Source organism: Firmicutes bacterium HGW-Firmicutes-1, from assembly GCA_002841625.1.
GTDB lineage: Bacteria > Bacillota > Clostridia > Lachnospirales > Vallitaleaceae > HGW-1.
The window spans coordinates 1-11595 of sequence record PHAG01000017.1 but is presented as its reverse complement, the minus strand read 5'-3'; the positions used below and the strand labels follow the sequence as shown (position 1 = coordinate 11595).

General features: G+C 33.1%; 13 protein-coding genes. 1 reads left to right on the top strand and 12 read right to left on the bottom strand.

Annotated elements, in window-relative coordinates; translation table 11 throughout:
• Window positions 1–17: 17 nt before the first annotated feature.
• Together CVU84_16645 and CVU84_16640 are read right to left on the bottom strand one after the other, a co-directional pair.
• Window positions 18–518 carry a hydrogenase gene (locus tag CVU84_16645; GenBank protein ID PKM93245.1) on the bottom strand — a complete coding sequence of 167 codons (501 nt, stop codon included), beginning with the start codon at window positions 516–518 and terminating at the stop codon, window positions 18–20.
• Between the two features lie 327 nt (window positions 519–845).
• Complete coding sequence (locus CVU84_16640; GenBank protein ID PKM93244.1) at window positions 846–1745, bottom strand: DNA polymerase domain-containing protein; 900 nt, start codon at window positions 1743–1745, stop codon at window positions 846–848.
• A gap of 178 nt (window positions 1746–1923) precedes the next feature.
• Here CVU84_16640 and CVU84_16635 point away from each other — a divergent pair, with 178 nt between their 5' ends.
• Window positions 1924–2187: an AbrB family transcriptional regulator gene (locus CVU84_16635; protein PKM93243.1), complete on the top strand. Its 264-nt coding sequence runs from the start codon at window positions 1924–1926 to the stop codon at window positions 2185–2187.
• A 220-nt stretch (window positions 2188–2407) separates the two neighbouring features.
• Here CVU84_16635 and rsmI read toward each other — a convergent pair whose 3' ends face one another.
• From rsmI to CVU84_16585, 10 genes are all read right to left on the bottom strand, one after another.
• The gene (gene rsmI, locus CVU84_16630) at window positions 2408–3253 is read right to left on the bottom strand and encodes a 16S rRNA (cytidine(1402)-2'-O)-methyltransferase (protein PKM93242.1); all 846 of its coding nucleotides are present in this window, start codon (window positions 3251–3253) and stop codon (window positions 2408–2410) included.
• An 18-nt stretch (window positions 3254–3271) separates the two neighbouring features.
• A complete protein-coding gene (locus CVU84_16625) occupies window positions 3272–4039 on the bottom strand; it encodes an SAM-dependent methyltransferase (protein ID PKM93241.1) in 768 nt (255 codons plus the stop codon).
• Between the two features lie 2 nt (window positions 4040–4041).
• Window positions 4042–4959 (bottom strand): stage 0 sporulation protein, encoded by a 918-nt coding sequence (locus CVU84_16620; protein ID PKM93240.1) that lies wholly within the window; start codon window positions 4957–4959, stop codon window positions 4042–4044.
• A gap of 22 nt (window positions 4960–4981) precedes the next feature.
• Window positions 4982–5956 carry a DNA polymerase III subunit delta' gene (gene holB, locus CVU84_16615; GenBank protein ID PKM93239.1) on the bottom strand — a complete coding sequence of 325 codons (975 nt, stop codon included), beginning with the start codon at window positions 5954–5956 and terminating at the stop codon, window positions 4982–4984.
• 88 nt (window positions 5957–6044) lie between these two features.
• Complete coding sequence (locus CVU84_16610) at window positions 6045–6488, bottom strand: DUF327 domain-containing protein (GenBank protein PKM93238.1); 444 nt, start codon at window positions 6486–6488, stop codon at window positions 6045–6047.
• Window positions 6489–6528: 40 nt separating this feature from the next.
• Complete coding sequence (locus CVU84_16605; GenBank protein ID PKM93237.1) at window positions 6529–6858, bottom strand: hypothetical protein; 330 nt, start codon at window positions 6856–6858, stop codon at window positions 6529–6531.
• 149 nt (window positions 6859–7007) lie between these two features.
• Window positions 7008–7685 (bottom strand): thymidylate kinase, encoded by a 678-nt coding sequence (locus CVU84_16600; protein ID PKM93236.1) that lies wholly within the window; start codon window positions 7683–7685, stop codon window positions 7008–7010.
• Between the two features lie 77 nt (window positions 7686–7762).
• On the bottom strand, window positions 7763–9157 hold the full coding sequence (locus CVU84_16595) for a hypothetical protein (protein PKM93235.1): 1395 nt from the start codon (window positions 9155–9157) through the stop codon (window positions 7763–7765).
• A 428-nt stretch (window positions 9158–9585) separates the two neighbouring features.
• Entirely contained in the window at window positions 9586–10833 is a 1248-nt protein-coding gene (locus tag CVU84_16590) for an ammonium transporter (protein PKM93234.1), read from the bottom strand.
• A 74-nt stretch (window positions 10834–10907) separates the two neighbouring features.
• Window positions 10908–11255 carry a P-II family nitrogen regulator gene (locus tag CVU84_16585; GenBank protein PKM93233.1) on the bottom strand — a complete coding sequence of 116 codons (348 nt, stop codon included), beginning with the start codon at window positions 11253–11255 and terminating at the stop codon, window positions 10908–10910.
• Window positions 11256–11595: the final 340 nt, after the last annotated feature.

The following is an 11595-nucleotide window of genomic DNA, read 5'->3' as shown; positions in this document are numbered from 1 at the left end:
AATTTTTTCTCCTTTTTCTAGTTATACAAATCAAGAATCTGCGTAAGTTTATCGGGATTGACTTGTTTGAATATTTTATCGTCTATGGACATAGCTGGAGCTAATCCACATGCACCCATACAGCGCATCACCTCTAGTGTAAACTTATTGTCATCCGTAGTATCACCGACGTTTACTTCCAATATCTCTTTGAGTCTATCTACTATTTTTTTCCCGCCCCTTACATAACACGCCGTTCCTAGACAGACATTGATTGTATGTCTGCCTCGAGGCTTCGTTGAAAATAACGAATAAAAGCTTATAACGCCCGATACCTCTGATAAAGGCTTATCTAGTTTTTGAGCAATCAATTGTTGAATATGAATTGGCAAATAACCATAAATCCCCTGAACCATATGTAGAACTTGAATCAGACTACCCTCTTGCCCCTGATATTCTTCAATGACCTCCTCAATCAACTTCAGTTTTTCTTCTTCACTAATTTCTTCACATTGACATGTTTTTACTTGATCCATAATTCATCTCCTTCCAGCCCTATAGCTGTTAAAAATTTAACGTAGATAGATACTGTGAACCCCCAAATTTTTAACGCAAATAACTCATTACGAAATAGTAGAAGCACCCAATATAGTGCTTTTAATAAATGTATGAGTTCAAATTAAATAATAAAACTTTCATCTGCGATAAAAATTATTATGTTGTGATATGTGAGTAATTTCAGGATAGATGTTTAGTCAGTTGAAATGTGAGTACTAGATAATTAACTGTCAGATTTTAGATATTTCTATTATACATTATTTTCTGACCTACTTCAAGAATAATTTCAGCCTCTTTTACATTCTAATTTAACTTTTACCTAGGTGTTGAACAATAAAGTCAAGATTCTGTTTTTTCCCTGATTTTTCATTTAAAAAAACATTAAAAAGGTCACCTTTCTCTTTAATACGGTCCATTATATTCGTCAAATTAAAGTCTCCCGGTTGGATTCCCTTCTCTAATTCTTCCCATGTAATTGGTGTTGAGACAGCCCCACTTTTAACAGCTCTAGGAGAATATACCGAAATAATCGTTTTTCCTTTCCACATTTGAAGGTAATCAAAATACAATAAACTACCTCTTTTTTTGACATTTCGCTCAATCGTAATTTGTCGAGGATACTTACTAGAAAAATACATCGCAAAAAATTGATTCAACGCTCTCCCTTCTTCATAAGAATATTTTTTTTCAATTGGAACATAAATTTGTAATCCTGAGGCTCCAGAAGTTTTTATAAAACTTTCTAAATGAAGCTTTATTAATTCTTCATAAATGATAAAAGCCACTTCAACTACTTGCTCAAAAATTTGACCCTCTGATGGATCTAAATCAAATACCAAATATGAAATTGTACTTTCATTTGCTTTATGAAACCCTATATGAAACTCTAATGTGGCACTATTCCCAAGCCATATCAATGTCGCTTGTTTATTCAGATTCATATAATTGTCTTGATCTTTTTTGATACAATCAATCCACTCCGGCGTATGCTCAGGAACTCTCTTTTGATAAAAAAACGGGTTATGAATACCCTCTGGATAACGAATAACTGAAAGCATCCTATCCGAAGTATGCGCTAGTATATATGGAGATAATTGTATTAATACATTAATATAATCAATTTTTCTAATTCCAATTTCAGGCCATAAAAGCTTTTGGGTATTGGTTAATTTTATTGAATGCCCATCTATTTCTATCCAAGAAGTCATAAGCCTATTCCTTTCAAAAAGTTTATTTTATTCAGCCCTTTTTCTTTAGTTTTAGCTTGAAACCCATCAAATTATTCATGCTATACAAATTTTCATTCTATTTACTTTTTATTTGACAACTTTTTTACAAAATGATATTCTATAGTTACTATATTATATAATAAATGGGGAGGACTTTATGACTTACACTGGAATCGTTAGAAAACTTGACGTTTTAGGTCGACTTACTTTACCTTCAGAAATCAGAAAACAATTTAACATTACAACAACTGATTCTTTGGAGATTTTTGTTGATGATAGTCATATCATATTAAAGAAATACCAACCTGCTGATATTTTCAGTGGTTCTATGGATGATTTAATTGATTATCACGGGCAAAAAGTCTCAAGAAAATCCATTTTAGAAATGGCACAGGTGGCGGGCTTAAAGGTGGTTCTTTAAAACAATTTACTTGTAAATAAAAAACAGTTAGGAATACACTGTGCTTGTATCCTACCTGTTTTATTTTTTATATCTTGTTATATTACTAGTGAGTCAATGTTACAAAACCTCCACATTCGCTACGGTTTCGTAACCTAATGCAAGCTTCGCTTGCACATCGGTAGGGGCTTGAACCCTCACCGATGTTGAAATTAGTTCGCCCAACTAAGAAGTGGGGGATTTATTCCATTCGGTTAAAATAGTTGTAAACTTCTTTTCTTGTCATATTTCTATCCTTAGCAATGGTCTTTATTGCTTCATTTTTTGACATATCTTTTTTCATATAAATATTCAAATGTTCTTCTAAGGTCATTTCTAGCCACTTTTCTACCTTCTCTTCTTCTAACTTTAACTGCGACTCACCATCTATAACAAGAACATATTCCCCACGAGGGTCATTTTCTTTATAATAACATACTGCCTCTTCAAGCGTCATGAGTAAAACTTCTTCAAACTTCTTCGTTAGCTCTCTTGTTATAGTGATATTCCTATTTCCAAGCGCCTGGAACAAGTCATCAATCGTACCTTTTAATTTATGTGGTGCTTCATACACTATAATTGTTCGGGTTTCTATCTTTAAGCCCTTTAGAACATTGTTTCTCTCTTTTTTGTTAAACGGTAAAAATCCTTCAAAGCAAAATCGTCTTGTATCTTTTCCTGATAATATTAAACCATTAATGAGTGCTACCGCTCCAGGAATGGAGGTTACTTCAATCTTATTTTTATGACAAAGCTTTACTAAGTCTTCTCCTGGATCTGAAATAGCTGGTGTTCCAGCATCAGTAACCAGTGCAACTTGTTGTCCATTTAATAAATCTTCAATAATTTTATTGCCTTTTTCTGTCTTATTGTGTTCGTGATAGCTTTGCAATGGCTTTTTAATTTCAAAATGATTGAGGAGCTTTATTGTATGTCTCGTATCCTCCGCGGCAATATAATCTACTTCATTTAATGTTCGAATGGCCCTTAAGGTCATATCTTCTAAGTTGCCAATTGGCGTTGCTACTAAATACAGCTTGCCATTCATATAATCACGCCCTTTGACTTAATTTTTACCGAGCTTTCCTTCTTCTTCTGATCTTTCATAGCCATATATTTCGTATATTTCATCTGTGTATTGATTAATATCATCATATATAATAAGTGGTTTTTCTATTTTTACCATTGGTTTTCCGTTGCGAATAGCTTCAATAAGCACCATATTTGCGTCCTTATTTTTATAGGCATGTACAAATCTAATTCGTTTTGGCTCCATTTTATATTTCTTAAGTAGTTCTACAATTTCTATTAAGCGATGTGGCTTATGAACCATATAAAATCGTCCTCCAACACAGGCTAGCCGTGAAGCTACCCTAATGACATCCTCTAGAGTACAATAGATTTCATGCCTTGCAATAGCTTTTGGTGAATGCTCATTAATCAAGCCTTTTCCACCATCCATATAGGGCGGGTTACTTGTTATAACTTCAAAGGATGCCAATGGAAATAGACGGTCCGCTTCCTTAATATCTCCTTTAACAATGTCAATTTGACTTTCTTGCTTATTCATAGCAACACTTCTTTGTGCCATATCAACACTATCTTCTTGTAGTTCTAATCCCGTGAAATGTTTGCCCTTTGTTTTAGCCTGAAGCAAAATCGGAATGATACCTGTGCCTGTTCCAAGATCTAATACACAATCTCCTTCTTTTACCTTTGAAAAGTCTGATAATAGAACAGCGTCCATACCAAAACAAAAACTTTTGGGATTTTGTATGATTCTAAAATCATGAATATGCAAATCGTCGATTCGTTCTTCTGGATGATGATTCATCATTAATCCCTTTTCATTTCTACTTCTTTTTGTTCCATCTTTTCAAGTTTCTTTAGTTCTTCAAGCTCTTCCTTAGATAAATGATCATTATTATTTCTTTTAACTGCTTTTTTAATCGTTAATTCATCAACATGAACTTCAGTAAGTTCTGTATCTCCATCTTTTTTTCTAACGACTATCTTAACAAGCTGCCTTAAAACATTAACGCTTAACACTTCACCTTCTCGTTGATCTGCTAATATAACAATATCTCCCACATTAGGTAATTTTTCATTTAGCATTTCATAAGTAGCCTCTTCATATTTCAAACAACACATAAGCCTGCCACAAACTCCAGAAATCTTTGTTGGATTAAGTGATAGATTTTGTTCCTTAGCCATTTTTATAGATACTGGATGAAATTCTGATAAATGTGCATTGCAGCACAAGCTTCTTCCACATATTCCAATGCTTCCAACCATTTTTGTTTCATCTCTTACACCAATCTGTCTTAGCTCAATTCTTGTTTTAAATACAGCTGCCAAATCCTTAACAAGTTCTCTAAAGTCTATACGACCATCAGCAGTAAAGTAAAACAGAAGTTTGTTATTATCAAACGTATATTCACAATCAATAAGCTTCATATCTAATCCATGTTTGTGAATTTTTTCCATACAAGTAGTAAACGCTTCTTTTTCTTTAAGTTTGTTTTTTTCTTCTTTTTTTTGATCTTCTTCCGTCGCTATTCTAATTACTTTTTTTAGAGGTTGAATTACCTCTTCTTCTGTAATTTCTTTTAATCCTAAAATGACTGCTCCAAATTCTATACCTCTCGCCGTTTCCACGATCACAAATTGTCCTGGCTCTATTTCCATTTCACTTGGATCAAAGTAATATATTTTACCTGCTCTTCTAAATCTCACACCAATTACTTTTATCATATATAAATCTCCTTAATAATAGTTAAAAGAATAATGTCTCTAAAGACAATTGATAATTAACGTTGACTTTAATATTTCTTTGCATATCTTCAATCCTAGACATTAAGACACTTATTCTATTATACGATAAAAGTTGTCCATGTTTCAACAAAGTTTTATACTTATCCTTGTGAATAATGTATTTTTCATCATTAATTTCCTTAATTATCATAATATCTCTTAACCAGGTCATCATTAGGTCAAGTACCATATCTGCCTTTTCCTTATATTCCCCAATTTTTTTAGCTATTTCTAATATTTCCAAATCATTTTCTTCAATAATACATTCCATAGCATAAATAATATCGTTTCGTATATCTTCAAACTCAATAGATGTTAGAAAAGTTTTTGCCTTACCAATATTCCCTCTGGAAATAGATGCATACATATGCGCTTCTGCTTCAGATAGATTTTGGTTTTCAATTAAATACGCTTTGATTTTTTTCTCTTCAATTGCTTTTAATGAAAGCAGTACACATCTAGATAATACTGTTGGTAAAAATCTACTGCTATTATGTGCAATCATGATTATAATACCATAATGAGGAGGCTCCTCTATGGTTTTTAACAATGCATTTTGCGCTTGGGGTGTCATTGTATCACCCTCTTCAATCATATATATCTTGTATTTATATCGATATGGCTTAATATGAATATCCATGTTTAATTGCTCTCTTATATCATCAACACCAATTCCGGCTTTCTTTGTTGCTACAACATATTTAATGTCAGGATGGTTTAGTGAATCAAAGCTTTTACATGAGGAACAACTATTACATGGTTCGTCTTTACCTGCTTCACACTGGAGTGTCTTCGCAAAGATACTTGCTAATAGCTTTTTACCAATACCCTCTTCACCTTCAAACATGTAGGCATGGGATACTTTATCCATTTTTATGGAGTTTCTTATATGTTTAATGATTTCCTCATGTCCAACTATATCGTTAAAGCTATTCATTATTTTCCCACACTTTCTTATAAACTATCTAATATCTTAACACATCTGCAAAAAAAAAGAAACGCTCTTATGCATATCAGCATAAGAGCTATATTACTAGATCTAAAAGTAGACCTTTAATCTCATCAATTTTACCAAGTATGTTAAGATGGTTCTTTTCTTCCTTCAATAACTCTTGCGCTAAATCATCTACATTTTTATCAACTAATTTTACAATACCGTATACTCTATGGCGACCTCTTTTATCCAAAAAATTTTCTCTTGAAAATTTATGGGAGTGGGTTACAACCTCATTCATAAAATCCTTTATGAGTTCACGATATTTTTTCATATCTTTGATATCCATATGCTTAGCAATTTTATCACCTTGTACATTAATATCACGCATCATGGTGTTTAACTTTGATTGCAATTCACCCTCTTCTATTTTACTTAAAAGAGTAAATTTAAAATCATTGTCTACATTACCGTCTTTTTTAGGTGTTAATTCTATTGCTTGTGTCGCTGGTACAGCATTTACTTTTACATCCATAATAAGCCTCCCCCCTATTTATATAGGAAGATACGATTACTTAAATTTTCATGTATTGATCTACATCTAGTACAAATAGTGTAGCGCCACCCACAACAACTTCAATAGGATAAGGCATATAACCTTCTGGTGTTGCTGATGTTGGTGGATTTATCAATGAGAAACGCTTAGTCGTTTGACAAGTTTCTTTAATTATTTCAATTACTTCTTCTACCTGCTCTTGCTCAACTCCAATAAATAACGTTGTATTTCCTGTCCTAAGAAGACCACCTGTGCTTGCAAGCTTAGTTGAACTATACCCTGCATTAAAGAGTTTTTCAACCACTAAATGTGAATCTTCGTCATGAACAATTGTAATAATCATTTTCACTTTTTCCACCATCCTTAATCATAATATCGTCTTAAAATGAAAATCTATTAATAGATAGTCATTAACAACTTAATTATACACTATTGTCAATTGAATTTCTTGTTTTTCTACCATATTAAATAACTTTATGTCAATGTTACAGCATTCGCTTAAATAACTTCTTTTACAATTTTATATATGTCTTCATGAATACTATTAACGGTTCTTATTTGATGATCCTCTATGCAATTGACCATAATCCAATTATACTTTTCAGCAATATATAGGGCATTGTGATAAGAGTCAACAAGGTATGCCATGTCTTTTTCATGGATATCTTTTTCAGCTTCACCTGTAAATTTATTTGCCCTATTTTCCATTAATCTTTGCGTATGTTCAGGTGGCATATTTAAAAACACTACACATGTTGGAATTGGAAGATTGAATTTATTGAACTCAAAGTCCCATAGCCAATTCAAATACTCCTCACGCTCTAATTCATTTGTGATCTTGGAAGCTTGATGTACCATATTTGAGGTAGTATACCTATCAGCAATTATGATACCCCCTTCGTTATAGAATTCCTCCCATTCTGTTTTATAGGACGCAAATCTATCAACAGAATAAAAAGTAGATGCTATATAAGGATTTACATCCGTAGGATTGCTTCCAAAGCTACCCTTTAAATACATTTTAACCAAAGCAGAAGCATCACTATCGTAATTGGGAAACGTAATTTTTTTTACATTATGATTGGTATCTTTGATTTTTTCGTATAGTAATTGGGCTTGCGTTGCTTTACCACTCCCATCAGTACCACTTTCTATTATAATTAACTTTCCTTTCATCCTAAACCTCCAAATGTTTATGTCCAACCTCTTTTATATTGTACACGTAGAAATCTCTTAATTCAAGCAATGGTTTTTTATACTACTACTTTTATAAGGCCATTTTCAATACCAAGAACTTTTATACCATTTTGAACATAGTCCTTAATATCCCCGATAATACCCTCTGTAACCCTTTCTCCTGGAATTAAAATAGGAATACCTGGAGGATATACCGTAACAAATTGTCCACTAATTCTATTTGCAGCATCTTTAACAAGAATGCATTCTTGTTGTTTTTGGGACGTTAAGAAAGGTGTATCTACTTTACAGCAACTATTTATATTGGAAGCCCTTCTTGTACTTAAATTTTCTTCTTTTATATCTATATTTGCTAATGCTTTATATAATTTTTCAAAAGCATTTAGATCATCTGCAATACTAGTTATAGCAAGAACACTAACTGGCATAGACATCTCAACTTGAAGATGAAAAACTTCTCGTAATTCTTTTTCCATGGATTTTCCATTCATGTCCACATTTTTGCCTGCAAAAATTAGTTTTGAAACATCTACTTCCTTAATTCCATAATGTCCTTCAAATTCTTTACCAATAAGCTTTATGTGATTAAGACCTTTCATCTTTTCCTTAAATACTTCTAGATTATTTAAATAAGTCTCTACCAATGCTTCCCCGTCTTGCTCTAAAAGTTTAATACAACTATCAATCCCTGTCATCAAAATATAGGATGGGCTAGAAGTCTGATATATGCTTAAGTACTCCCTTAATTTTTCCAAATTTACATTGCTATTGTTTACATGAAGTACCGCGCTTTGGGTAAACGCAGGTAGCGTTTTATGAAGACTGTGTATAACAATATCTGCACCACATTCTAACGCAGACTTTGGAAATTGATTGCTTAATTTAAAATGTGCACCATGAGCCTCATCAACAATTAATAACTTTTTATACTTATGAACGATATCTGAAATGCTATCTATATCAGAAGTAAATCCTTCATAACTTGGACTTGTTATGACAACACATGAAATATCTGGATGCTCATTTAATGCTGTCTCTACTGTTCTTGGATCAATACCCCCTACAAGTCCATAAGCTTCAATATACTCTGGATATAGATATATTGGATCTAGCCTATTTATCAGTATGCTATTGTAAACGGATTTATGACTATTCCTGCTAATTAATATCTTTCCATCTTGTCTACAACAGGTACTTATTGCACTCAATATTCCACCAGTACTACCATTTACTAGAAAAAAGGATTCCATTGCACCATAAAAATCTCTTGCTCGATTCTGTGCCTCTTTAATCATACCTGAAGCTTCATATAAATAATCCATTCCATCAACTTCTGTAACATCTAATCCATAGAGATTGACATCAGAGAGTGGTCCAATTCTTCCTAATTTATGACCCGGCATGTGAAAAGGATATATCTTTTGAGTATAATCTATTATATGATCTTTCATCTTTTGAAGCTCCTAAATCCTATTAATTGGTTCCTACATTATATCATAACTTAACATTTCTAACTAGATAGCTTTATTTACCCCTATAATACTTTTTAATTTTATTCAAAACTTTTACGCTCTCAATGTTGATAATTTATCGATTAACAAATCAGAGAGAAAAGCATTTTTTCTTCTAGATTACGACGAAAGGCAGTAAGTGTTCATTTTTCGCCCGACCGGCCAAAGGGTAAGGCCAGAAAAATGAACACTTACTGCCCGTAGTAAATACACCTACCAGAAAAAATGCTTTTCTCGACAACTTGAAAGTAGCCACATACAAGCTGCGGCTACTTTCTTCTTTTAGGATAGGAATACTACTATAAACCTAAGCTTTCTCTATATAAACTATTTTCATAGCTCATATCTTTTCATATGTAAGAACTGTCTTATCTAACTTGAATACCTCTTAATTCAAAGTCTGCATAGCTTTCTATTCCATGCTCTTCAATATCAAGTCCGATAAGTTCCTCTTTTTCACTTACTCTTAAACCTATTGTCAAGTCAATTGTTTTGAATATGATAAATGCTGCTATAGATACAAATGCACCTACTGCTGCAACACCAATTGCTTGAACTGCTAATTGTCCAAATCCATGTCCGTAGAATAATCCTGTGCTTTCTGAAAATAATCCTACAAGCAATGTTCCTACTGCACCATTTATTGCATGAACACCGACAGCTCCAACTGGATCGTCAATTTTCAACACTTTATCAATAAATTCAATTCCAACAACAATCATTCCTCCTGCAACAACACCTATCAATGCTGCACCAACCGGTGTCACTGCCGCACATCCAGCAGTTATGGCTACCAATCCTGCTAATGCACCATTTAATGTCATTGATACATCCGGTTTTTTATATCTAATCCATGTAATGATCATTGTAACTGTTGCTGCAACTGCCGCTGCTAAATTTGTTGTAACAAAGATTTTACCTATTGCAAAAGCATCTTCAGCTGAAGAAGCTGCAAGTTGTGATCCTGGATTAAATCCAAACCATCCAAACCAAAGGATGAATACACCGAGTGCTCCAAGGGTTAAACTGTGACCAGGTATGGCATGAGATTTACCATCTTTTGAATATTTACCGATTCTAGGTCCAATGATAGCTGCACCGACTAAGGCACACATACCACCAACAAAGTGAACCGCTGTAGAACCTGCGAAATCAACAAAACCTGTTGCCTCACCTATCGCTAAACGACTTAACCATCCGCCACCCCAAATCCAATGACCTGTAACAGGGTAAATTACTACGGAAATACAGAAACTATATGCTAAGTAAGCGATAAATTTAGTTCTTTCTGCCATAGCACCAGACACGATGGTTGCTGCTGTAGCACAAAACACTGTCTGAAAAATCAATGATGTATAATCACCACTAAAGAAAAACCCTGGTTTTCCAATAAGTCCACCAAATGAATCTGCTCCAAACATCAAACCATAACCAACTGCCCAAAACATAATAGATCCAATACAAAAATCCATTAAGTTCTTCATAATGATGTTACCTGCATTTTTTGCTCTTGTAAATCCAGTCTCAACCATTGCAAACCCAGCTTGCATGAAAAACACCAACGCTGCCGCAATAAGTACCCAAATTGTATCCATAACTAATTTTAATTCATCCATATAATTAAATCTCCTTTCATATACTCTTCGATTGATCTATCATTGACGTTTCATTGACGTTTCATTTATGATTATTACAATGCCTTAACGCCTTCTTCACCAGTTCTAACCTTTATCACATTTTCAACTGGATAAATAAAAATCTTTCCATCACCAATTTCACCAGTTCTTAGTACTTTCTTAGCAGTCTCAATGACTAGTTCTACAGGTACCTCACAAACAACTACTTCTAATCTTGCCTTTGGCAACAAATCAATGCTGTATTCTGTTCCTCTATAGTACTCTGTTTTACCCTTCTGAAGGCCACATCCAAGTACATTTGAAAAGGTCATCCCTGTTATACCTATCTCATTTAACGCCATCTTTAGATCTTCAATTTTGCTTGGTCTAGTAATAATGTCTACTTTTGTGATTTTATCCATTTTCTATTCCTCCTCTAAATTTTTTATATGAGAATATCGAACCATTCTATAAATAGTCAATTCGATAAATTCAGTTGATATAATTCCAAGAAAATAAAAAAAGCCCATACACCTCTGACTCGAAGTATATAGACTACCTTGCCTATTTGTTAATATAATAATACGTCATCGTATTTTTAATATGTGGTAATTATAATATGGTTAAAAGCTTTTGTCAATCTTTTTTTTAGAGAATTGATTTTTTTTCTGAACCATTTATGATAATGTCCTAGTATATCATTTGTGATTATGTCCCGTTTGATAAATCTATAGTATGATATAACCTCATCATAAAATTAGA